Origin of the sequence: Gordonia malaquae, assembly GCF_037148075.1 — a bacterium.
GTDB lineage: Bacteria > Actinomycetota > Actinomycetes > Mycobacteriales > Mycobacteriaceae > Gordonia > Gordonia malaquae.
This window is the reverse complement of the sequence record NZ_JBBCUB010000005.1, coordinates 93,995-116,000: the sequence shown is the minus strand read 5'-3', so window position 1 is coordinate 116,000 and position 22,006 is coordinate 93,995. Positions and strand designations below refer to the sequence as shown.

At 66.6% G+C, this 22,006-nt stretch carries 20 protein-coding genes; 13 read left to right on the top strand and 7 right to left on the bottom strand.

All coding sequences use genetic code 11. The annotated features are described in order from the left end of the window. Positions 1-13 precede the first annotated feature (13 nt). From betT to WFK36_RS17425, 3 genes are read left to right on the top strand one after another with little or no spacing between them, the layout of a single operon-like run. Entirely contained in the window at positions 14-2,185 is a 2,172-nt protein-coding gene (gene betT / locus WFK36_RS17435; protein WP_336793205.1) for a choline BCCT transporter BetT, read from the top strand. Continuing rightward, a complete protein-coding gene (locus WFK36_RS17430) occupies positions 2,182-3,687 on the top strand; it encodes an aldehyde dehydrogenase family protein (protein ID WP_336793204.1) in 1,506 nt (501 codons plus the stop codon). The genes betT and WFK36_RS17430 overlap by 4 nt, the downstream gene beginning before the upstream one ends. Beyond that, positions 3,687-5,246, top strand: coding sequence for a GMC family oxidoreductase (locus tag WFK36_RS17425; protein ID WP_336793203.1), 1,560 nt, complete (start codon positions 3,687-3,689; stop codon positions 5,244-5,246). Before WFK36_RS17430 ends, WFK36_RS17425 begins: the two co-directional genes overlap by 1 nt. Before the next feature lie 11 nt (positions 5,247-5,257). Here WFK36_RS17425 and WFK36_RS17420 read toward each other — a convergent pair whose 3' ends face one another. Then, a complete protein-coding gene (locus WFK36_RS17420; RefSeq protein WP_040519965.1) occupies positions 5,258-6,031 on the bottom strand; it encodes an SDR family oxidoreductase in 774 nt (257 codons plus the stop codon). A gap of 146 nt (positions 6,032-6,177) precedes the next feature. Here WFK36_RS17420 and WFK36_RS17415 point away from each other — a divergent pair, with 146 nt between their 5' ends. The 6 genes from WFK36_RS17415 to WFK36_RS17390 all read left to right on the top strand — a co-directional run bounded on the left by WFK36_RS17415 (position 6,178) and on the right by WFK36_RS17390 (position 13,008). After that, entirely contained in the window at positions 6,178-7,092 is a 915-nt protein-coding gene (locus tag WFK36_RS17415) for an AurF N-oxygenase family protein (RefSeq protein ID WP_008379004.1), read from the top strand. Continuing rightward, on the top strand, positions 7,092-8,666 hold the full coding sequence (locus tag WFK36_RS17410) for a 4Fe-4S binding protein (RefSeq protein WP_336793200.1): 1,575 nt from the start codon (positions 7,092-7,094) through the stop codon (positions 8,664-8,666). The genes WFK36_RS17415 and WFK36_RS17410 overlap by 1 nt, the downstream gene beginning before the upstream one ends. A gap of 50 nt (positions 8,667-8,716) precedes the next feature. Next, positions 8,717-9,406 carry a response regulator transcription factor gene (locus WFK36_RS17405; RefSeq protein WP_008379000.1) on the top strand — a complete coding sequence of 230 codons (690 nt, stop codon included), beginning with the start codon at positions 8,717-8,719 and terminating at the stop codon, positions 9,404-9,406. 33 nt (positions 9,407-9,439) lie between these two features. Then, positions 9,440-10,858 carry a sensor histidine kinase gene (locus WFK36_RS17400; RefSeq protein ID WP_336793198.1) on the top strand — a complete coding sequence of 473 codons (1,419 nt, stop codon included), beginning with the start codon at positions 9,440-9,442 and terminating at the stop codon, positions 10,856-10,858. Positions 10,859-10,939: 81 nt separating this feature from the next. Next, positions 10,940-12,424, top strand: a complete 1,485-nt coding sequence (locus tag WFK36_RS17395) for a S1C family serine protease (protein ID WP_336793197.1) — start codon at positions 10,940-10,942, stop codon at positions 12,422-12,424. A gap of 17 nt (positions 12,425-12,441) precedes the next feature. Further along, entirely contained in the window at positions 12,442-13,008 is a 567-nt protein-coding gene (locus tag WFK36_RS17390) for a MogA/MoaB family molybdenum cofactor biosynthesis protein (RefSeq protein ID WP_008378995.1), read from the top strand. Here WFK36_RS17390 and WFK36_RS17385 read toward each other — a convergent pair. The 4 genes from WFK36_RS17385 to WFK36_RS17370 form a co-directional block, all read right to left on the bottom strand. Beyond that, positions 12,995-13,162, bottom strand: coding sequence for a hypothetical protein (locus tag WFK36_RS17385; protein ID WP_336793194.1), 168 nt, complete (start codon positions 13,160-13,162; stop codon positions 12,995-12,997). The two genes, WFK36_RS17390 and WFK36_RS17385, sit on opposite strands and share 14 nt — an antisense overlap. A gap of 48 nt (positions 13,163-13,210) precedes the next feature. Continuing rightward, positions 13,211-13,879, bottom strand: coding sequence for a biliverdin-producing heme oxygenase (locus WFK36_RS17380; RefSeq protein ID WP_336793193.1), 669 nt, complete (start codon positions 13,877-13,879; stop codon positions 13,211-13,213). A gap of 122 nt (positions 13,880-14,001) precedes the next feature. Continuing rightward, positions 14,002-14,796, bottom strand: a complete 795-nt coding sequence (gene mscL / locus WFK36_RS17375; RefSeq protein WP_008378991.1) for a large-conductance mechanosensitive channel protein MscL — start codon at positions 14,794-14,796, stop codon at positions 14,002-14,004. A gap of 97 nt (positions 14,797-14,893) precedes the next feature. After that, complete coding sequence (locus WFK36_RS17370; protein ID WP_336793190.1) at positions 14,894-15,532, bottom strand: SAF domain-containing protein; 639 nt, start codon at positions 15,530-15,532, stop codon at positions 14,894-14,896. Positions 15,533-15,645: 113 nt separating this feature from the next. Here WFK36_RS17370 and nhaA point away from each other — a divergent pair, with 113 nt between their 5' ends. Then, complete coding sequence (nhaA, locus tag WFK36_RS17365; RefSeq protein ID WP_336793189.1) at positions 15,646-16,896, top strand: Na+/H+ antiporter NhaA; 1,251 nt, start codon at positions 15,646-15,648, stop codon at positions 16,894-16,896. A 142-nt stretch (positions 16,897-17,038) separates the two neighbouring features. Here nhaA and WFK36_RS17360 read toward each other — a convergent pair whose 3' ends face one another. Further along, complete coding sequence (locus WFK36_RS17360; protein ID WP_008378985.1) at positions 17,039-18,595, bottom strand: alanine/glycine:cation symporter family protein; 1,557 nt, start codon at positions 18,593-18,595, stop codon at positions 17,039-17,041. Positions 18,596-18,765: 170 nt separating this feature from the next. Between WFK36_RS17360 and WFK36_RS17355 the strand changes: the two genes are divergently transcribed. Beyond that, entirely contained in the window at positions 18,766-19,029 is a 264-nt protein-coding gene (locus tag WFK36_RS17355; RefSeq protein WP_008378983.1) for an FmdB family zinc ribbon protein, read from the top strand. A gap of 6 nt (positions 19,030-19,035) precedes the next feature. On the opposite strand, the gene WFK36_RS17350 is transcribed toward WFK36_RS17355, so the two are convergent. Next, a complete protein-coding gene (locus WFK36_RS17350) occupies positions 19,036-19,617 on the bottom strand; it encodes a 5-formyltetrahydrofolate cyclo-ligase (protein ID WP_419717507.1) in 582 nt (193 codons plus the stop codon). Between the two features lie 76 nt (positions 19,618-19,693). On the opposite strand from WFK36_RS17350, the gene WFK36_RS17345 reads away from it, so the two are divergent. Then, a complete protein-coding gene (locus tag WFK36_RS17345) occupies positions 19,694-20,623 on the top strand; it encodes a UTP--glucose-1-phosphate uridylyltransferase (protein ID WP_336793184.1) in 930 nt (309 codons plus the stop codon). A gap of 73 nt (positions 20,624-20,696) precedes the next feature. Then, entirely contained in the window at positions 20,697-22,001 is a 1,305-nt protein-coding gene (glp, locus tag WFK36_RS17340; RefSeq protein ID WP_008378976.1) for a molybdotransferase-like divisome protein Glp, read from the top strand. The last annotated feature ends 5 nt before the right edge of the window (positions 22,002-22,006 follow it).

The following is a 22,006-nucleotide window of genomic DNA, read 5'->3' as shown; positions in this document are numbered from 1 at the left end:
CAGGGGAGTGGTCGTGACGCAGGTTCGCCAGTCGACATCGGATCGTCCGGACGGCGCGGGGTCGGTCGTCCCGCCCCCGATTCCGGTCAACAAGAGGGTGTTCTTCGGGGCGAGCGCCGGAGTGATCGCGATCATCGTCTGGGCGCTCGTCGACACCGCCGGTGCGGACCGCGTGATTCAAGCGGCCGTCACCTGGGTCGCGGACGAACTCGGATGGTTCTACATCGCACTGGTGGTCGCGGTTCTGCTGTTCGTTCTGTGGGCGGCCTTCTCCCGGGTCGGTGGCGTGAAGCTCGGACCGGACCACTCAAAACCCGCATACCGACTCTTCTCGTGGACTGCGATGCTCTTCGCGGCCGGGATCGGCATCGACCTCATGTTCTTCTCCGTCGCCGAACCGGTGACGCAGTGGACGGCGCCGCCCACCGGGGACGGGCAGACGTTGGAGGCCACTCGCCAGGCCGTCGTTTGGACGCTGTTCCACTACGGAATCATCGGGTGGGCCCTGTATGCACTGGTAGGCATGTCGTTGGGCTACTTCGCCTACCGGTACAACAAGCCGCTGAGCTTGCGGTCGGCGTTGCAGCCGATCTTCGGGGACAGAGTCGACGGACTCCTCGGCGATTCCGTCGACATCGCGGCACTTCTCGGGGCGATCTTCGGTCTGGCCACCAGCCTGGGCATCGGCGTCGCGCAGCTCAACGTCGGTCTCGACGACCTGTTCGGAATCGCGCAGAGTCACTGGGCGCAGGCCGGTCTGATCGCGGTCGCTGTGATCATCGCGATCCTGTCGGCGGTGTCCGGCGTCGACAAGGGCGTGAAGCGGCTGTCGGAGATCAACGTGGTGATCGCGATCGGACTGCTGCTCTTCATCCTGATCGCCGGATCGACGACGTACCTGATGAACGGGCTGGTCCAGAACATCGGCGACTTCGCGAGCCGATTCCCGTCGATGGCCCTCGACACCTTCGCCTACCAGGACACCGGCGAGTGGAAGGCGACGTGGACTCTGTTCTTCTGGGCGTGGTGGATCGCGTGGGCGCCGTTCGTCGGACTGTTCCTCGCCCGGATCTCCCGCGGCAGAACCATCCGACAGTTCGTTCTCGGCACCCTGACAGTGCCGTTCGCGTTCATACTCATCTGGATCTCCGTCTTCGGGAACAGCGCACTCGAGGTCGCTCGACGGGACGGAGACTTCGCGACGACCGCCGTCGAGACCCCGGAGAAGGCGTTCTACGCCCTGCTGCACGAGTACCCGGCTGCACCGCTGCTCGTCGTCATCGCGACATTCACGGGACTGCTGTTCTACATCACCAGTGCCGACTCCGGTGCGCTCGTGATGGCTCACTTCAGCTCCCACATCTCCGACAACGAGTCGGACGGTGCGAAGTGGGTCCGAATCTTCTGGGCCCTCGCGACAGGCGGTCTGACGATGGCGATGCTGCTCATCGGCGGCATCACCACTCTGCAGAACGCGACGGTCATCATGGGCCTGCCGTTCGCGATCGTCGTCGCGCTGATGATGCTCGGCCTGTTCCGAGCGTTGCGCGCGGAGGGGCACTGGGTCGCGTCGCGTCGCGAGGCGATGACACATGCGTTGTCGCATCGTGCGTCGGGCGGGACCGCCCTCAACTGGCGGCAGCGGGTCGAGCGCCTGGTGCACTATCCGGACCGGGACGATGTCGCGCGGTTCTCCGAATCCGTGGTGCGCCCCGCGCTCGCCGACGTCGCGGACGAACTGGTGCGATCGGGGATGTCCGCAGTGGTCGGGTCGGCGTACGTCGAGGCCTACGATCTGACCAGTCATCATCTCGACGTCGACCTCGGCGACGGACCGACATTCCACTACCAGGTGTATCCCACCCGGCATCCCACCCCGGTGTTCGGCCGGACCCCGGAAAGTCGCGACAAGTTCTTCCGGCTCGAGGTGTTCACCGCTCAGGGCAGCGAGGGCTTCGACGTGTACGGCCTGACCAAGGCCCAGATCAGTTCGAACGTGCTCGATCACTACGAACGACACCACCACTACATCGAAGGCGTTAACAGCGCGTCGGCGACGGTCTCCAACGAACAGACAGTCGACTGGTCGGCCGACTTCACCGAAGAGATGCTCGAGCCGGAACAGACCGAACTCGGCGAACCGGACCGACAATCAGCAAGCGGACAGACCAAGGAGGTCAAGTGAACGCACAGACCCTGTTCATCGACGGTCGGTGGGAGGCCGCGGCCGATGGCGAGACTCGCGAGATCCGCTGTCCGGCGGACGGATCGCTGGTCGGAACGGTCAGCGAAGCCGGGTCGGCGGAGACGATCAGGGCGATCGAGGCCGCCCGGCGGTCATTCGACGATCGACGGTGGGCCTCGGTGTCGGCCGGAGAGCGCGGTAAGCTGCTCGCCCGCCTGGCCGCCGGGATCCGGGAGCGACGGGAGGAGTTCGCACGCGCGGAGTCGTTGGACACCGGCAAGCGGATCGTCGAATCCCGGATCGACATGGACGACATCGCGAACTGCTTCGACTACTTCGCAGAACTCGCGTCGAAGGACGCCGGACGGCTCGTCGACGCCGGATCGGAGAGTGTGGTCAGTCGGATCCAGTACGAACCGGTGGGTGTGTGCGGGCTGATCACTCCGTGGAACTACCCGCTGCTGCAGGCCGCGTGGAAGATCGGGCCCGCATTGGCCGCCGGGTGTTCGTTCGTCCTCAAACCCGCGGAACTGACACCGCACACGGCGATCCTGACGATGCGTCTGCTCGACGAGCTGGGACTGCCCGCAGGCGTGGCGAACCTGGTGACGGGTGCAGGCGCGACGGCGGGTCCACCCCTGTCCGGTCACCCCGACGTCGACCTCGTGTCGTTCACCGGCGGCCTCGTGACCGGTCGGGTGATCGCGGCGTCGGCGGCCGCGACGGTCAAGAAGGTGGCGCTCGAACTCGGCGGCAAGAACCCCAACGTCGTATTCGCCGACGCCGACTTCGACGCGGCCGTCGACAACGCTCTCAACGCCGCATTCGTCCACTCCGGGCAGGTCTGCTCGGCGGGCGCGCGCCTCGTCGTCGAGGAGTCGATCGCCGAGAGGTTCGTCGACGCGTTGGTCGAGCGTGCAGGTCAGATCACACTCGGCGGACCGTTCGACGACGCCGCGGAAACCGGTCCGCTCATCTCCTCGGCGCACCGAGAGAAGGTGCACGCCTATGTTCAGGCGGGCGTCGCCGAAGGGGCTCGTGTCCGGTGCGGCGGTGACTACGCGACGGGAACCTCGGGGACGAGCGACCTCGACGCGGGCTTCTACTACCGGATGACGGTGCTCGACCAGTGCACGCGGGGCATGTCGGTGGTGACCGACGAAGCGTTCGGCCCCGTCGTCACCGTGGAGACGTTCACCGACGAGGACGACGCCGTCGCCATCGCCAACGACACGGTCTACGGCCTTGCCGGCGCCGTGTGGACACAGGATGCGGGTAAGGCGCAGCGCATCGCGAACCGCCTTCGGCACGGAACCATCTGGATCAACGACTTCCACCCGTACCTGCCGCAAGCAGAGTGGGGCGGGTTCGGGCAGTCCGGCGTCGGGCGAGAACTCGGCCCCACCGGGCTGGACGAGTACCGCGAGGCCAAACACGTGTACCAGAACATCGCACCCGAGGTCACCGGCTGGTTCGCTGACCGACGACACGAGGAGGACTGATGAGCGCGGATTCATTCGACTACGTCGTGGTCGGCGGCGGCTCCGCCGGCTGCGCGGCCGCTGCACGACTGTCTGACGACCCGTCGGTGCGAGTCGCACTGATCGAGGCTGGCCCCGACGATCGAGGTGTCGACGAGGTGCTTCGGCTGAACCGATGGATGGAACTGCTCGAATCCGGCTACGACTGGGACTACCCGGTCGAACCGCAGGCGTCGGGCAACTCGTTCCTGCGCCACGCGCGCGCCAAGGTGCTCGGCGGCTGCTCGTCGCACAACTCGTGCATCGCGTTCTGGCCACCGCGTGAGGACCTGGACGAGTGGGCGACGACGTTCGGCGCCACGGGGTGGAACGCCGACGCCATGTGGCCGATCCTCGCGCGCCTCGAGACCAATGAGGACGCGGGGCCGGACGCTCCGCACCACGGCGACAGCGGTCCAGTCCACCTGATGAACGTGCCGCCGAACGATCCGTGCGGGGTCGCGCTGCTCGAAGCGGCGGCGCAGGCAGGGATCCCGACCACCCGCTTCAACACGGGAACCACCGTCACCCGCGGTGCGAACTTCTTCCAGATCAACCGGCGCGCCGACGGCACCCGCTCGTCGTCGTCGGTGTCGTACATCCATCCGATCGCGGACCGGCCGAACTTCACCCTTCTGACCGGGCTGCGGGCCACGCGTCTGATGTTCGACGGCACCCGGTGCGTCGGGGTTCAAGTGGTCGACAACCAATTCGGGCGTGCTCGAACGATCACCGCAGAGCGGGAGCTCATCCTGTCGGCCGGTGCCATCGACACCCCGAAGCTGCTCATGCTTTCCGGCATCGGACCTGCGGCGCACGTGGCCGAGCACGGGATCGACGTCCTCGTCGACTCACCCGGGGTCGGGCTGAACCTGCAGGACCATCCCGAGGGAGTCATCTCCTGGGTCGCGAAGCAGCCGATGCCCGTCGACTCCACCCAGTGGTGGGAGATCGGCGTGTTCGACATGGTCGACGACGGCCTGGATCGGCCGGATCTGATGATGCACTACGGCAGCGTGCCGTTCGACATGCACACGGTCCGGCAGGGCTACCCGACCGCCGACAACGTGTTCTGTCTGACGCCGAACGTGACGCACGCTCGATCGCGTGGGACCGTCCGACTTCGGTCGTGCGACTTCCGCGACAAGCCGCTCGTCGATCCGCGCTACTTCAGCGACCCGGAGGGATACGACATCCGAATCATGACCGCGGGCATCCGTCGGGCTCGCGAGATCGTCGCCCAACCGGCGATGGCGAAGTGGGTGGGCGACGAACTGTTCCCCGGTCCGGGTGTGGTCGACGACGCCGATCTCGCAACGTACATCCGCGCCACCCACAACACCGTCTATCACCCGGTCGGGACGGCGGCGATGGGATCCGCGGACGAGGCGCCCGTCGATGCCCGACTACGGGTCAAGGGCGTCGACGGGCTCCGCGTCGCGGACGCGTCGGTGTTCCCCGAGCACACGTCGGTGAACCCGAACATCACGGTGATGATGATCGGTGAACACTGCGCCGATCTCGTCGCGGCGGACCGCTGACGGCGGTGCGGCTACTGCGCCAGCAGCTTGTTCACTCCGCGGTTGAGGACGTTCGGGATGAACTTGGCCGCGTTGCCGAGGAGTGTGGTCTGCACTCCCACGGAGTAGCTGGTGCGTGACAGGAGACGGTCGACGGTCGACGGATGCACCGACTCCCACACCTTCGCGGCGACGTCCTCGGCGGTCAGCCGGACACCGAGGGTGCGGGTGCTCTTCGCATCCGTGTCCTCGGCGAGCGCGGTCTGCGCCCAGAGCGGCCAGATGGAGACCACCCGGATGTCGTCCTGCTGCCATTCGAGTTCGAGGGCTTCGGTGAGGCCCGCGACGAAGAACTTCGTCGCGCTGTACGTCGCGATGCCCGGCTGTCCGTAGATGGCCGAGGCCGACGCGATGTTGACCAGGTGGCTGTCCGGCGTCGCCTTGAGATACTTGTGCGCTGCGCGGGCGCCGAGTGTGACGCCGAGGGCGTCGATGTCGATCTGCGCTTTGATCGCCTCCGGGCTGATGTCGGCGAGATTGCCCGACAGCAGAATGCCCGCGTTGTTGTCGAGGACGTCGAGCTGTCCGTCGGTGTGCGAGGTGAAGTCGGCGAGGGCTGCGTCCCACTGGTCGGGGTCGCGGACGTCGAGGACTCCGGTGATCAACTCGGGGTCGTCGGCGGCGGCCGCTGCGAGTGCGGTCTTGTCCACGTCGTAGATGCCGACAGTCCAGCCGTGAGAGCGGAACAGTTTGGCGGTGGCGAGACCGATTCCGGCGGCTCCACCGGTGATGACGATCGACGGCATGACGTTCTCCCTCTGTGTGCTGACCTGCATCTCTGTCCCATGAACCCTACTTACTCGCGGGTAGGGAAACTAGGGGTCTATGAAGCTCATCACACGCGTGTTATCGTGACAACAAATATTGTCACATCGATTGATGGGAGTTCGAGATGACCATTCTCGAGAACGCCTCGATGAGCACACCTGACCGTGGGGTGGACGAAGTGTCGCAGCGACTGGTGGAGTCCGCCGCGCGACTCTCGCGAAACGCGATGACGGAGATCGACTGGTCCGAACCGATGGACCCGGCGCACTACGGCTGCAGCCCGGAGTGGTCCACGCTGTACGGGACCGACTACTGGAACGAGCTGACCGTCGAGCAGCAGGTGACACTGACTCGGCATGAGTTCGCGTCGATCATGAACGTCGGCATCTGGTTCGAGATGATCCTGCAGGAATTGGTGCTGCGCGATCAGTACCTCGGCCGATACCACGAGCCGGAGTTTCAGTTCGCGCTCACCGAGATCGCCGACGAATGCCGCCACTCGATCATGTTCGCGAAGGCGTCGTCGAAGATGGTCGGTACGTCGTATCACCCGCCGCGTCGCATCGGTCGTCTCGGAAAGATCTTCCAGCACACGGCACGCGGAGCGGTCTCGTACGCCGGCATTCTGGTCGCCGAAGAGATCCTCGACGTGTTCCAGCGCGGCTGCATGCGCGACGAACGAGTGCTCCCGTTCATCCGCACGATCAACGAGATCCATGTGCTCGAAGAGTCTCGGCACATGAAGTTCGCCCGCGAGCAGGTCCGCGAGTCGATGGCAGGCATGAGTCCGCTCAAGCGGCGATTCTGTGCGCTCTACACCTCCCTCGGTGCGCTGTACATCGTGTCGAACCTGGTCCAGCCGCAGGTGTACGCGAACGCTGGACTCGACGTGGACCGTGCGCTCGCCGAACGTCGCACCAACAAGCACTTCCACGCGATGGTCCGCAGCAACTGCACGCATCTGATGGAGTTCCTCGACGACGTGGGGCTGCTGACGCGGGCCGCGCGGCGCAACTACCGCCGCGTCCACATGATCTGATGGCCCACGTCATCACGCAGTCGTGCTGCAGCGACGCCGCGTGCGTCTCCGTGTGCCCGGTGAACTGCATTCACCCGACTCCGGAGGAACGAGGATTCGGGTCGTCGGACATCCTCCACATCGATCCGGTCGCGTGCATCGACTGCGGGGCGTGCGCAGACGCGTGCCCGGTCGACGCGATCTACCCGGCCGATCGCCTCGGCGAGCGGGACAAGGTGTTCATCGAGGTCAACGCCGCCTTCTACCGCGACAACCCGGACATCTCATCGGGATGGTCGGACATCGTGTACCCGGTGATCCCTCGTCTGCCGGACGGACTCCGAGTGGCAGTGGTCGGCACCGGCCCGTCGGGCGGGTACGCCGTCCGCACGTTGATCGGACGTACCGACGCCGATGTCACGGTGATCGACAGGCTGCCGACGCCCGGAGGTCTCGTCCGCGCAGGCGTCGCACCCGATCACCCTGGCACCAAAGGCGTCCTCCGGACCTTCGACCTGCTTTATCGCGACCGGCGTGTCCATCTGCTCGGCGGTGTCGAGATCGGCGACGGCCCATCCGCCGTCACCCCGGCGGAACTGGCCGACCACTTCGACGCCGTCTTCTACGCGGTCGGCGCACCCGACTCCAGAGCGCTCGGAGTGCCGGGTGAAGACCTGCCCGGTTCGACGGCCGCCACCGATCTGGTCGCCTGGTACAACGCATATCCAGGTGCGGAAGGGCCGCCGATTCCCGAAGACGGAGTGGGACGCGCCGTGATCGTGGGAACCGGCAACGTGGCTCTCGACGTCGCGCGAATCCTGGTGTCGTCGCCGGACGCGCTGGCCGCCACCGACATCGCCGACCGGGCACTGGCCCTCCTGGAGAGACAGGACATCCGGGAAGTCGTGCTGCTCGGTCGACGAGGTCAGGCCGACGCCGCGTACACGGCAGCCGAGTTCCGGGCACTGCAAGAACTTCCGGGGGTCGACGTGATCGTCGCCGACAACCCCGACGGGCTGGGACTCGACGGTCCGCCCGTGCCCGAACGGCGACGAATCGTCCTGCTGTTCCACAGCGCCGTCGAACAGATCTCCGCGGGTGATCGAGGACAGGTCAGAGCCGTCAGTGTGACGACAGGCGACCTGACACACGACATCACCACCGACGTCGTCGTCCGTTCCATCGGGTACCGCGGGGTGCGCCTCGACGGTCTGCCCTTCGACGACGCACGCGGCGTCATCCCCAACGCCGACGGCAGAGTGATCAGCGAGACAGGCGAAGCGATCCCCGGCGTGTACGCCCTCGGGTGGGCGGCGCGCGGGGCCGTCGGAGGGATCGGTGCCAACAAGGCGCACGCGATCGCCACCGTGGACGCATTCATCGACGACGCCGCGGCAGGGCGTCTGCCCAGGACTGCGCACGGTCCGGACGACTTCCGCACGCTCGTGCAGAACAGGTCGCCCAACCTCGTCCGATACCGCGGCGTGCGGTCCATCGATCGCGCCGAGCGGGCGAGGGGACAGGCTGTCGGACGCCCGCGGATCAAGTTCACCGACGTGTCGGACATGCTCGCGGTGGCCCGCAGGCGACGGTGACCCGCGTGTTTCTCAGCAGGATCTGAAGTAGAGACGATAAGACTGTAGGCATGCGCATACTCGTGGTCGACGACGATCGGGCCGTCCGAGAGTCCCTTCGTCGGTCCCTGTCCTTCAACGGCTACACCGTCGACACGGCGGGCGACGGCCTCGAAGCACTCGAGAAGGTGATCGCCGATCGCCCCGACATGCTGGTGCTCGATGTGATGATGCCGCGCCTGGACGGTCTGGAGGTGTGCCGCCGACTCCGGTCCGCGGGCGACGACCTGCCGATCCTGGTGCTCACCGCACGCGACTCGGTGTCCGAGAGGGTGGCCGGACTCGACGCGGGCGCCGACGACTACCTGCCCAAGCCGTTCGCCTTGGAAGAACTCCTCGCTCGAGTCCGGTCGCTGCTGCGGCGCACGGCGCGGGAGGACGAGGAGGGATCGGAAGCGGTCAGCTTCACCGACCTCACCCTCGACCCGGTGACTCGTGAGGTGACACGAGGCGAACGTCAGATCAGCCTGACACGAACCGAGTTCGCGCTCATGGAGATGCTGATGGCGAACCCCAAGCGGGTCTTGACGCGCAGTCGGATCCTGGAAGAGGTGTGGGGCTACGATTTCCCGACCTCGGGCAACGCTCTCGAGGTGTACATCGGCTACCTGCGGCGCAAGACCGAGGCAGACGGCGAACCGCGACTCATCCACACGGTGCGCGGCGTCGGCTACGTGCTCCGTGAGAGCTCCGCACCCTAGATGAGTTTCCTGACGAGCCGAGCACATCGACCGATGCGTGCGCCGAACGCACTGACCCGATCGGTGTCGCTCCGGAACCGCGTCGCGCTGCTCGCCGCCGCGGTCGTCCTCCTGTCGGCGACCCTCATGGCGGGCGCGGCGTACTTCGTCGTCTCCCGATCGCTGTACCGCGACGTCGACACGCAGCTGATCACCCGCGCCGACGGGATGACCGTGCTGTCGAAGCTGGGGCGCCTCAGCAACGGTCCGGAGGATCTCCTTGCCGGAACAGTGTTCTCGACGTCGATCTCGATCGCGCTCGTCGAACCGACAGGGCACACGCTGATGCTGGGCGAAGTGCCGTACGGCGACACCGAACGACAGATCATCGGATCGGTGAACCCGCCCGGAAAGCTGAACCAGAGTCTGCGGACCACGTCGAACCACCGGGTGCTCGCCCGCAAACTGTCGAACGGCAGCACCCTGATGCTCGCCGAGTCGCTCGACCGCACCGACGCCATCCTGAAACGGCTCGCATCTGTGCTGTTCGTCGCGGGCGGCGTGGGAGTGGCGTTCGCGGCCCTCGCCGGAACAGCGGTGGCGCGGGGCGGTCTGCGTCCGGTGGGTCGCCTTACCGAAGCCGTCGAGCGCGTCGCGAAGACCCAGGACCTGAGACCGATACCGGTGACCGGGACCGATGAGTTGGCCCGCCTCACCGAGAGCTTCAACACGATGCTCGGCGCGCTCGCCGAATCCCGTGACCAGCAGGCGCGGCTCGTCGCCGACGCAGGTCACGAGTTGAAGACGCCGCTCACGTCCCTGCGGACCAACTTGGAACTGCTCATCGCCTCGTCAGCGCCCGGTGCGCCACCGATCCCCGCCTCAGACATGGTGGAACTGCGGTCGGATGTGATGGCCCAGATAGAGGAACTGTCGACTCTGGTCGGCGACCTCGTCGACCTCGCTCGCGACGACTCACTCGACACCGTCCACGAAGAGGTCGCACTCGAGTCGGTCATCGACGATGCGCTGCTCCGGGTCCGACGCCGTCGTGCCGACATCGAGTTCGATGTCCAGACGGCGCCGTGGTTCGTCTTCGGTGAGGAACACGGCCTGGCACGTGCCGTGCTCAACGTGCTCGACAACGCCGCCAAGTGGAGCCCGCCGGGACGCACTGTCCATGTGCGTCTTCATCAAGTGGGGCTGCAGACGGCTGAACTGTCCGTCGCGGACGCCGGGCCGGGTATCCCGCCGGAAGACCGTGAGCGCGTGTTCGAGCGCTTCTACCGTGCCGACGCCACTCGGTCGATGCCCGGATCGGGTCTCGGGCTTGCGATCGTCCGGCAGGTGGTGGTGCGCCTCGGCGGTTCCGTCGTCGCGGAATCTTCGTCGGAAGGCGGCGCCCTGATCCGCATGCGCCTGCCGGGGTCGGCGCTGCACACCGAACCCGACCCTGTTGTCGTCCGTCGATGAAAAGCAGGCGGCGTCGGTCATGGGACGGATTCCCAGGATCCTTTGACCGACTTCACAGTCTCCTGGCCTAGGCTGACAATCATGACTGACGGCGGATACCGCGACCCCTCGGATCGACAAGACGACTTCACGGCGCAGAACAATCCCGCGCCGACTCCGTACTCGAAGCTCCCGCCGCTTCCTGGGAGTGATGCCGGTGCCGCTTCGAGCCCGTTCGACGCCCCGACCGGCGTCACCTCGACCGGTGGATTCGCCGCCCAACAGCCGACGACCGTGACCCCCGCGTATCAGGCGCCCCAATATCAGGCGCCTCAGCATCAGTCCGGGGCTTACGGGGCCGCAGCTCCGACGGCACCGTACGGCGCGCCGTCCACCACGCCCTACCAGCAGCCGTACGGCACCGGTCAGTTCGCCGCCGCGTCGCCGAGCGGACCGCCGACGGGATCGCTTCCGCCGATCGGCTCGGATCCGGCTCCGGGTGGCGGCTCGGGTCGCGGCGGGTCGGGTAAGAAGCTCCTCGTGGGCGCCGCCGTCGTCGCGGTGCTCGCGGGCGGCGTCGGCGGCGGAGTCGGGTACCTGGTCTCCGACCGCAACGGCACGTCGTCGAACGCCGACACCTCGATCGCGACCGGCCCGACGCAGACCGCGCAGCCGCCCGCCGCTCCCGGATCGGTCCAGGAGACTGCGGCGCGTGTGCTGCCGTCCGTGGTGTCGATCACCGTCTCGAACGGACGTGAGGTCGGCTCCGGCTCAGGTGTCGTGCTGTCGGACGACGGCACCATCCTGACCAACAACCATGTGGTCGGCGGACCGAACATGCAGGTCCTGGTCAGCTTCAGCGACGGGTCGCGTGCCAGGGCTCGTGTGCTCGGCGCCGATCCGGTGTCGGACGTCGCCGTGATCAAGGCGGACAAGATCGGCCTCACTCCCATCACGATCGGCAAGTCCGACAACCTGACCGTCGGTCAGAACGTGATCGCGATCGGTTCGCCGCTCGGCCTGGAGGGCACTGTCACCACAGGAATCATCTCCGCACTGAATCGTCCGGTGTCGACGTCCGGCGCGGACGGCCAGGACTCGGTGATCGATGCGATCCAGACCGATGCGGCGATCAATCCCGGCAACTCAGGTGGCGCGCTGATCAACTCGGCGGGGGCCCTCATCGGCATCAACACGGCGATCGCCACGCTCGGCGCGAGCACGGGTTCGGAGTCGGGCAGCATCGGTCTCGGGTTCGCGATCCCCGTCGACCAGGCGATGCGAGTCGCCAACCAGTTGCGCACCTCCGGCAAGGCGACCCAGGCGAACATCGGTGTGTCTGTGCGACCGGCTGCGGATCTGGAGAAGCCCGGAGCAGTCGTCGCGAACGTCGTCCGCGGCGGACCCGCGGAACGCGCTGGGATCCCGGTCGGTGCACTCATCACCGCCGTCAACGACCGTCACATCACGTCGGCGGATTCTCTCGTCGCCGCCGTACGTTCCAACGCTCCGGCGGATACGGTGAAGGTGACGTACACGGTGAACGGAGACAGCAAGACCGTCGACGTCACCCTCGGCACGCTATGACATCCAGAGAGGCAGACATGACTGACATCCTCGACGACCCCGATGCGCAGGCCGCGGACGCGGCCGCCCGGTCGACAAGCCCGGGACTCGCAGCCACTGCGCCCGGAGATGGATTCGCTCGCTCCCTGGTGGTGGTCGTCGACGATCGAGTCGCGCACGGCGAGGGCCCCAGTTCACTCGGTCCGCTCGTGGGCGAACTGCTCGAAGAGGCTGGATTCCACGTCGACGCCACCGTCACCGTTCCCGGCGACGAGATCGAGATCCGGAACACCCTGAACACCGCGGTCATCGGTGGTGTCGACCTCGTGGTGTCGGTCGGCGGCGTCGGCGTCGCAGCTCGCGACGTGACCCCGGAAGCCACCGAACCTCTCCTCGACCGTCGTCTGCAGGGTGTCGAGGAGGCCATTCGCAGTTCCGGCCTGTCCGCGGGCGCCACCGACGGTGGACTCTCACGTGGCCTCGCCGGCATCTCCGGCCAGACAGTGGTGGTCAACATCGCCGACTCGCGCGCCGCCGTCCGCGACGGCATGGCGACACTGTTGCCGCTGGCCCGGCACGTGATCGGGCACATCAGTGACATCTGACGAAGCCGACTGGGAACGCCGACGCCGCCTTGACGCGGTGTTCGGCGACGACCTGCCGGAGCAGATCACGGAGCCTGGTGAGCGTCGGCACAGCGGCCGCGGCCGCGAGTGGTACGACGAGAACCGTCCACCACATCACGGATGAAACACTCAAAGGACGGCCTCTCGGATTCGAGACGCCGTCCTTTGAGTGTGGCCGGATTCAGCTCGGGAACAGCTGGCTGAGTTCGGCGAACAGTGCCTGGTTGAGACGGAAAGCGACCTTGACCTCGTCGACGAGACGGGCGCGTTCGTCCGCGGTCAGCGTCTCGCCGATCTCGTCGAGCTGATCGCGGTAGGCGTCCTTGTACGGTTTGACCTTGCCGACCTCGTCGAACGCGTAGAACGCGATGCCCGCGCCGTCGAGTTCGAAATTGCGGTCGAGGATGCGGCCGATCGCCTGTCCGCCCGACAGATCGCCGAGGTACCGGGTGTAGTGGTGCGCGACAAAAGCGCCGGGCCATTCTGCGGAGGCGTTGACACGGGCCGTGTATTCAGCGGCGGCAGGCGAATCGAGGACGTCGTCGGTGCTCTCCGGCGCCCAGTGGGCGAGGTCGGCGTCGATGGTGGCGAGCCGGTTCAATGCGGGATCGACGACTTTGGATGCGATCGGATCGTCCGCGAGTGCAGCCGCTGTCGACTCCAGCGCAGCGTAGATCGGGCGGAGTCGCCGCAGGTAAGCGACGTACCCGGCGGCAGGCATGCGTCCGTCGAGGAGCGCCGACATGAACGTCGATCCTTCGGCCTGCTCGTGCTCGACGGCAGAGCCCTTTTTCATCGCTGCGGACAACGTGTCCTCAGTAGCGACGATCGTGGGTGCGTCGACGGTCATGCGGGGCCTCCATGGATAAGGACGGTCAATCGTGGAGGTAAACCTAACATCGGTGGGACGAGAACACGAAGAAGGCTCCGTTCCGGCACAAAACGGAGCCTTCTTCGATGTCGATCCCGGTGTCAGCGCGAGTGGCGCGGCCCATCGTTCGGGAACTGTCCCTGCGGGAACTGGCCACCCTCGGGCGGCGGCGGGTACTGGCCCGGCGCGTACTGACCCGGAGGAAGGTTTCCGGGCGGCGGGTACTGGCCCGGTGCCGGATTGGGTGTCGGGAAGCCTCCGCTGGGCGGACCCGCTGGAGCCTGCGGCTGGCCGTACGGCTGTTGGGCCTGCGGGGGAGCGGTGAACTGCTGTGTGACGCCGGGCTGGCCGTAGTTGGGCTGCTGCGGCTGCTCCGGGAACGGGGAGCTGGGCTGTTCGGCGGAGTCGAAACGTGCCGCGTCCTCGCGGGCGCGCAGCTCGTCGCGCAACCGTGTCTCCTCGGCTTCGGCGGCAGCCTTCGCGGCGGCGGTCTCTGCGGCCTTGCGCTCCTTGGCGGTCGGGTCGAGCAGGTCGCGGATCTCGGTGAGCAGCGAGACCTCGTCCTCCTCGACCTCGGCGTCGCCGAGCTTACGAAGCTCGGACAGCTTGTTGTAGGGCATGACGATCAGGAAGTAGACGACCGCGGCGACGATCACGAAGTTGATCAGTGCGGTGATCACCGCGCCGAAATCGACGAAGGTCTCGGGCATGCCGTCGCGCAGGCGGATACCGAGGCCGGCGTAGTCGGTGCTGATCGGAATCGATGCGATCAGCGGGTTGACGATCTTCTCGGTGAATGCGGTGACGATGGCGGTGAATGCTGCGCCGATGATGACCGCGGTGGCCAATTCGACGACGTTCCCCCGCATCAGGAAGTCTTTGAATCCTTTGAGCACGAGGCTCCCCCTAAAGTTATTCGTTGTGCCGTGACGTCGCTGAGTCTAATGCAGCATCGCTGTCATTTCGCGGCAACATTCGGCGCGTTATCGAATTTCAATGCAATACAAAAGTGATCTGTTCACGAAGTCCGGCCGATGCGACCCGGTGAGCAGCCGCCGCGGGCAGCGCGACGAGAACCGGCCCGGGGCGGCCCGAACCGTCGGACTGTGGGGAGAGCGCGACCGTCGCATCGCGTGCGAGAACGTCACCGTTCTCGGTGAGGAGATCGACGGTGTCGCCCGGCCGGATGAAGGCCGTCGACGACTCGTCCGCGGGCCGCACCGGTACGAGCCGGGCCTGGTCGTCGCCGGTCATCTCGGCGGGCAGACGGGGATCCAGAAGGCGATGACGTGTGATGATCTCCCCCGCGTGGATGGGTCCGGTGACGTGACGGCCGGCTATCGCATTGACGTCGGGAGGGTCGTCGGGCATCAAATCGTGAGGCACCGGTGCCGCCCGGACGTCGTCCGCGGTGACGATTTCGCCCGGCTTCAAGTCTCGCGCGGCGACGAGGGCGGTCGGAGAGGTCGGGGTTCGGTTGTCGATGACCGTCTGGACTCCGGCGCCGACCAAGAGGAGCGCCGCGACACAACGACGGAATGCGACGGACCTCACCCAGGTGGGGGCGGTGAGTTCTCGGACTCGGTCGATCGGCGTCGGATTGAGGGTGTGTGCACGGCGGTCATCACTCATGTCGGAAATGTACGTCGGGGCGGTATTGTCGAACGGCCCGAGAATCGAGTTGTGGACGAGTGTGTCGAGTTGTTGCCGTCATCCACAGGGGCGGCGTCTGAGAAGGTGGACGTATGGAACAGACGCCTGCGAAAACTGGATCGATTGATCGTTTGAGGGCGTGGGTAGGTGCGGACACCACGGGCGGGGCCCTGTTGATGGCCGCCGCTGTACTAGCTCTCGTGTGGGCCAATTCGCCGTGGCGCGACGCTTATCACGACCTCCTCGCCGTGACAGTCGGACCCGAATCGATTCACCTCGATCTGACGCTTGCCCAGTGGGCCTCGGACGGTCTGCTCGCGATCTTCTTCTTCGTCGTCGGCGTCGAACTGAAGCAGGAGTTCGTCGCGGGCAGTCTGCGCAATCCGCGGAGTGCGGGGGTGCCGATCGCGGCCGCAGTGGGCGGGATGATCGCCCCGGTTCTGGTCTACGTGGCGATCGTCGGGTCGTTCGAACCGGAGGCGCTGCGCGGCTGGGCGACGCCGACAGCCACCGATATCGCATTTGCGCTCGCGGTCCTCGCTGTCTTCGGCCGAGGCCTTCCGGTCGCCCTGCGGGTGTTCCTGATGACGCTCGCCGTCGTCGACGATCTCCTCGGGATCGCGGTGATCGCCACGGTGTACACCGACTCGATCGATTTTGTGATGCTGGCGGCGGGCCTCGCCTGCGTCGTCGTGTTCGGAGTCGCCGCGAGAATGGCACGGATCCGCGTCTGGGTTCTGATCCCGCTCGCGATCGCCGCCTGGGGCTTCGTGCATTCGTCCGGTGTTCACGCGACCGTGGCGGGCGTGCTGCTGGGCTTCACCGTGCCGGCGATCGCCAGGGAGGGGGAGGGTCATCCGCGGACCGAGTCGATCGGCGAGCGGGTGACCCCATACTCCACCGCGATAGCCCTGCCGCTGTTCGCATTCGCATCTGCGGGCGTGACCGTTGTCGGGCTCGGACACATCGTGCAACCGGTGAGTGTGGGCATCTTCGCCGGCCTCGTCGTCGGAAAGGTGATCGGTGTGATGGCGACGGTCGCGATCGTCACCCGGATCACGCCGCTCCGTCTGCCGGACGCCATCGGCCTCCGTGATCTCCTGCCTGTCGGGCTGCTCACCGGCATCGGCTTCACGGTTGCGCTGCTCATCGCTGAGCTGTCGTTCTCCCCGGAGTCGGGCCTGTCTGCCGACCATCAGCCTGCAGCGAAGGTCGGCATTCTCCTCGGGTCGCTCGTCGCCGCGGTTCTCGGTGCGATCCTCCTGCGCTGGGATGCCTCACGGGCACGCTCCGACGACGAGAACCGCGACGGAGTGCCCGACATCGACAAACGAGTCATCTGACTCTTCCGGAAACGCTGTCTCTCACCGTTGGCGGCGTTTTCCGGTCCCACGACGGGAATCTCCGCCAATTCTGCAGGGCAGACAACGGCAGCCCCTCGACCGGTGTCGAGAGGCTGCCGTCAGAGGAACCGGGGGAGTGAGGTCAGACGTCGACCTTCTCCTTCTTCAAAGTCGGCGGAACGTAGGTCTCCCAGAAGGTCGCACCGATGATGCCGAGCTTCTGCGGGTCGAAGACCGGGTCGGCCCCCATCTTCTTCTGCTGTTCGTAGTCGCGGAGCGCCTTGTACGCCGGAGCCTGCAGGATCAGGATGCCGATGATGTTGAGCCACGCCATCGTGCCGACGCCGATGTCGCCCAGCGCCCAGGCGTCCTCCGCGGATGCGATCGCACCCGCCAGAACCGACAGGCAGATCACGAGTTGCAGCAGGCGAGTGACGTTTCCGCCGACGGTGTCGGCGAGGAAGCGGAACGGCTTCGTCGCGGCGTTGCCCAGCATGTACCGGAGGTTGGTCTCGGCCATGTAGTAATAGGCGACGATAGTGGTGAAGCAGAAGAACGCCAACGAGATCGCGACGAACGACGCGCCCGCGCCGTCCCACAGGGTGTCCATGCCCGCCTGCACATACGACGCGCCGGGGCCGTCGCCTGCCACGACGCCGGACTGGTCCAGCACTGCCGACGGGCGCATGATGTCGCCGTCGGCGGACTCGCCCGAGTAGACGCGGTAGGCGCCGGTCGACAAGATCAGGAAGCCGGTGGCCGAGCAGACGAAGAGCGTGTCGATGTAGACGGCGAAAGCCTGGACGAGTCCCTGCTTGGCGGGATGGCTGACCTCGGCTGCCGCCGCCGAGTGCGGTCCGGTGCCCTGGCCCGCCTCGTTCGAGTAGATGCCGCGCTTGACGCCCCACATGATCGCCGAGCCGAGGATCGCACCGAACGCCGCGTCGGCGCCGAAGGCGCTGGAGAAGATCAGGCGCAGGACTTCGGGGATCTCAGAGGCGTTGGCGATGACGACGATGATCGCGATGAGGATGTAGACGATGGCCATGAACGGGACGACGATGCCCGCGAACGTTGCGATGCGCTTCACGCCGCCGATGACGACGAAGGCCAGCAGCAGCATCGTGATGGCGCCTACCAGCCACTTCTCGGTGCCCCAGGCGTTGGCCGCGCCCTCGGCGATGGAGTTCGACTGGATGTTCGGCATCAGGACACCACACGCGATGATCGTGACCGCGGCGAACACCATGCCGTAGATCTTGAACGGCGTCGATGCCTTGGTGTGGGCCAGTGCGCGGCTCAGGTAGTAGGCGGGACCGCCTCGGTACTCGCCGGTCAGCGGATCCTTGACCTTGTAGATCTGGCCGAGGGTGCATTCGACGAACGAGGTCGATGCACCGAGGAAGGCGACAGCCCACATCCAGAACAGCGCGCCCGGTCCGCCGAACGCGATCGCCGTTGCGACGCCGACGATGTTGCCTGCGCCGACACGTCCGGCCAGCGACATCGCGAGGGCCTGGAACGACGAGACGCCCGACTCCGACTTCTCGCCGACGAACATCAGCTTGATCATGTGGCCGAAGTGCCTGACCTGCAGGAAGCGGCTGCGGATCGAGAAGTAGACGCCTGCGCCGAGACACAGGAAGATCAGGCCTCTACTCCATATCCATTCGTTTGCGGTGGCGAGCAGTTCGCTCATCAAGGCTCCATGTTCGGTGGTGTTCGTAGGTGTGGACGACCACCAGAATGGCATGACGTGGGTCACAATTCCCAAATCTCCGGGATACTGCCGCCTGTCGGGCTGGCACTCGGAATGACGGAGTGCCAGGACCGGTTACACTGAGTGTTCTGACCGACCGGAGGTTTCCCGTGCCCACCTACAGCTATGCGTGCACCGTGTGCGACAACAAATTCGACATCGTGCAGTCGTTCTCGGACGATTCGCTGACAGTCTGCCCCGAATGCGGTGGCAAACTGCGGAAGCTGTTCAACTCGGTCGGCGTCGTCTTCAAGGGAAGCGGTTTCTACCGCACCGACTCCCGCTCGGGATCGGGCTCGCTGCCCGCCGCGTCGTCGACGTCGGACTCGAGCAGCAGCTCCACATCCTCCGACTCCGGCGCCGCGAGCGCCTGACTCAGCTCACGGGTGCGGCGTGCGGAGGAACCCGCCGCCCGGCGTGAGGACCCAGTCGACGGGGACGTCGTTCGGTTCCTGCGGGATCGAGTCGAGCAGTTCGTCGTCGTACACGACGGCGATGATCGGCGCGTGCGTCGCGGCCAGCGTCCTGTCGTAGTAGCCCGCACCGCGCCCGAGTCGCCCTCCCGCACGGTCTGCACCGATCGCCGGTACCAGGATCGCCCGCGCATCGGCCACCGCCTCGACTCCGAGAGCGTCGGCGGGTTCGAGGAGATCCCACCGTCCGCGGACGAGAGCATCCTCGCCGCGGAACTCACCCCAGTGCAGCGCGGTCGGCTCGCCGCGTGGGACAACGGGGAGCAGTACACGCAGGCCGCGGTCGACGAGTGCCTCGAGCATCGCGGTCCCGCCGGGTTCGTCACCGACTGCGACGTAGGCGGCGACGGTGTCGCCCGGGGCCACCGGGACCGGCAGCGCGTACATCCACTCCGCCAATTCGGCGTTCACTTGCGCGATCACGAACGGGGACATCCGTCCGCGTGCGGCGAGCAGGTCGGCCCTTCGGTCCTTCTTCATCGCAGTCACGATGTCGGTGCCCTCTCAGCGAACGTCCAGTGGTGCGTGGCCGATCCTGCCAGAACCAGCCTTTAGAATCGGAACCATGTCCAATCCCGTCTCGTCCTCGTCCGGTGCGATCGGTCAACCTCGCATCCCGCACACCGCAGTGGTGCCCGCGGCCGGCCTTGGGACCCGATTCCTGCCCGCCACCAAGACGGTTCCCAAAGAACTGCTTCCCGTGGTCGACACTCCCGGCATCGAACTCGTCGCCGAGGAGGCCAAGTCGGCAGGCGCCGAACGGCTCCTCGTGGTGACCTCACCCGGCAAGGACGGCGTCGTCGCGCACTTCGTCGAAGACCTCGTTCTCGAGCACACGCTGGCCTCGCGCGGCAAGGAAGCGATGCTCGCCAAGGTGCGGAACGCGCCGTCCCTGCTCGAAGTGGCGTCTGTGATCCAAGACCAGCCGCTCGGCCTGGGACACGCAGTCGGCTGCGTGGAACCTCAGCTCGCCGACGACGAGGACGCCGTCGCCGTGCTCCTTCCCGACGACCTCGTCCTGCCCGGGGGCGTGCTCGGCCGCATGGCGCAGACACGAGCGCGCTACGGCGGCAGCGTGTTGTGCGCGATCGAGGTTCCCGACGAGAAGATCAGTGCATACGGCGTCTTCGACGTCGAGGACGCCGATCCAGTGTCGCCCGACGTCAAGCGGGTTCGCGGAATGGTCGAGAAGCCACCGGCAGACCAGGCACCGTCGAATCTCGCAGCCGCAGGCCGCTACATTCTCGACCGCAAGATCTTCGACGCGCTGCGCGAAATCACGCCGGGTGCCGGCGGCGAACTGCAGCTCACGGACGCCATCGCTCTGCTCATCGAGAAGGGCGAGCCGGTTCACGTGGTGGTGCACCGCGGCACCCGTCACGACCTCGGCAATCCCGGCGGGTACTTGAAGGCTGCCGTCGACTTCGCGCTAGACCGCGACGACTACGGTCCGGAACTGCGTGCGTGGCTGCAGGACCGGCTCGCCCAGGGCTGAACTCCGCGCGCCTGCACCGGTCCCACGGTTGTGGGCATTACCCTGGCGGGGCCAGGACACGACAGGAGAGACGATGCGATCGGTCGAGGACCATTTGAGCCTCGTGACTGCGTCAGTGGTGGCACCGCGGCCGATCCAGGTCGCGATCTCCGAAGCGCAGGGACTGCTGTGCGCGGAGGAAGTGGTCACCACTGATCCGCTGCCGGGGTTCGACCAGGCCGCCATCGACGGTTACGCGGTGCGTGCGGTCGACGTGGCGTTGGCAGGCGCCGATGAACCCGACGACACCGCTGACCTCGACGACGAACCCGTCGATGTCAGTGTGCTCGAGGGATCGGGTCGACTCGTGGTCCGTCTGCCGGTCGTCGGCGACGTCGAACCCGGGTCGCGCACGCCCACCAGGCTGCAGCCTGGCCAGGCGGTTCGGGTGGAGACAGGCGCTCCGTTGCCGACTCTCGCCGACGCCGTGGTGCCGCACCGATGGACCGACGGCGATGATGATCGGGTGATGATCGGCCACTCCGTGGAGAGCGGCGACTACGTGCGGCGTGTCGGTGACGACGTTCAGCCAGGAGACGTCGCGGTCCGGACCGGTACGGTCATCGGGGCTGCTCAAGTCGGCCTGCTCGCAGCTGTCGGCCGCGCACGGGTGCTTGTCCATCCGCGTCCGCGAGTGGCGGTCATCGCGGTCGGCAGTGAACTCGTCGACATCGACCGTGATCCGGGTCCCGGTCAGGTGTTCGACGTCAACAGTTATGCACTCGCCGCGGCCGCCCGTGATGCGGGTGCAGAGGTTCATCGTGTCGGGATCGCCGACCGCGATCCGGACCGACTCCGCGAAGTGGTGGAGGCGCAGACCATCCGCGCCGAGATCGTGGTGATCTGCGGTGCCGTCGGCGGCGCCGCGTCGCGCATGGTGACCGAGACGCTCGCCGGGCTCGGTGATCTCGAAGTGGGTCGTGTGGGCATGCATCCCGGCTCTGTTCAGGGGTTCGGGCGCCTCGGCCGTGACGAGATCCCGACCTTCCTCCTGCCGTCGAACCCGGTGAGCGCGCTCGTCACGTTCGAGGTGATGGTCCGACCGCTGATCCGCATCGCGCTCGGCAAGAGGCAACCGATGCGTCGGACGGTCACCGCACGCTCGATCGGACCGATCGCGTCCGTCGAAGGCCGACGCGGCTTCCTGCGAGGTCAGCTGATGCGCGACGAGCGGTCCGGCGAATACCTGGTCCAGGTGATCGGGGAGTCGGAGTCGGGCACGTCGCATCTGCTCGCCGAGTTGGCCGAGGCGAACTGCCTGATCGTGATCCCGGAGGACGTCGAAGACGTGAACACCGGTGACCGTGTCGAGGTGTCGTTCCTGGCCGAGCGCGGCTGACCGCG

Bases quoted from the DNA above. Each gene is read 5' to 3' on its own strand.
- WFK36_RS17425 (WP_336793203.1), top strand. From the start codon at position 3,687: ATGAGCGCGGATTCATTCGACTACGTCGTGGTCGGCGGCGGCTCCGCC.
- WFK36_RS17420 (WP_040519965.1), bottom strand. From the start codon at position 6,031: ATGCCGTCGATCGTCATCACCGGTGGAGCCGCCGGAATCGGTCTCGCC.
- WFK36_RS17415 (WP_008379004.1), top strand. From the start codon at position 6,178: ATGACCATTCTCGAGAACGCCTCGATGAGCACACCTGACCGTGGGGTG.
- WFK36_RS17410 (WP_336793200.1), top strand. From the start codon at position 7,092: ATGGCCCACGTCATCACGCAGTCGTGCTGCAGCGACGCCGCGTGCGTC.
- WFK36_RS17405 (WP_008379000.1), top strand. From the start codon at position 8,717: ATGCGCATACTCGTGGTCGACGACGATCGGGCCGTCCGAGAGTCCCTT.
- WFK36_RS17400 (WP_336793198.1), top strand. From the start codon at position 9,440: ATGCGTGCGCCGAACGCACTGACCCGATCGGTGTCGCTCCGGAACCGC.
- WFK36_RS17395 (WP_336793197.1), top strand. From the start codon at position 10,940: ATGACTGACGGCGGATACCGCGACCCCTCGGATCGACAAGACGACTTC.
- WFK36_RS17390 (WP_008378995.1), top strand. From the start codon at position 12,442: ATGACTGACATCCTCGACGACCCCGATGCGCAGGCCGCGGACGCGGCC.
- WFK36_RS17380 (WP_336793193.1), bottom strand. From the start codon at position 13,879: ATGACCGTCGACGCACCCACGATCGTCGCTACTGAGGACACGTTGTCC.
- WFK36_RS17370 (WP_336793190.1), bottom strand. From the start codon at position 15,532: ATGAGTGATGACCGCCGTGCACACACCCTCAATCCGACGCCGATCGAC.
- nhaA (WP_336793189.1), top strand. From the start codon at position 15,646: ATGGAACAGACGCCTGCGAAAACTGGATCGATTGATCGTTTGAGGGCG.
- WFK36_RS17360 (WP_008378985.1), bottom strand. From the start codon at position 18,595: ATGAGCGAACTGCTCGCCACCGCAAACGAATGGATATGGAGTAGAGGC.
- WFK36_RS17345 (WP_336793184.1), top strand. From the start codon at position 19,694: ATGTCCAATCCCGTCTCGTCCTCGTCCGGTGCGATCGGTCAACCTCGC.
- glp (WP_008378976.1), top strand. From the start codon at position 20,697: ATGCGATCGGTCGAGGACCATTTGAGCCTCGTGACTGCGTCAGTGGTG.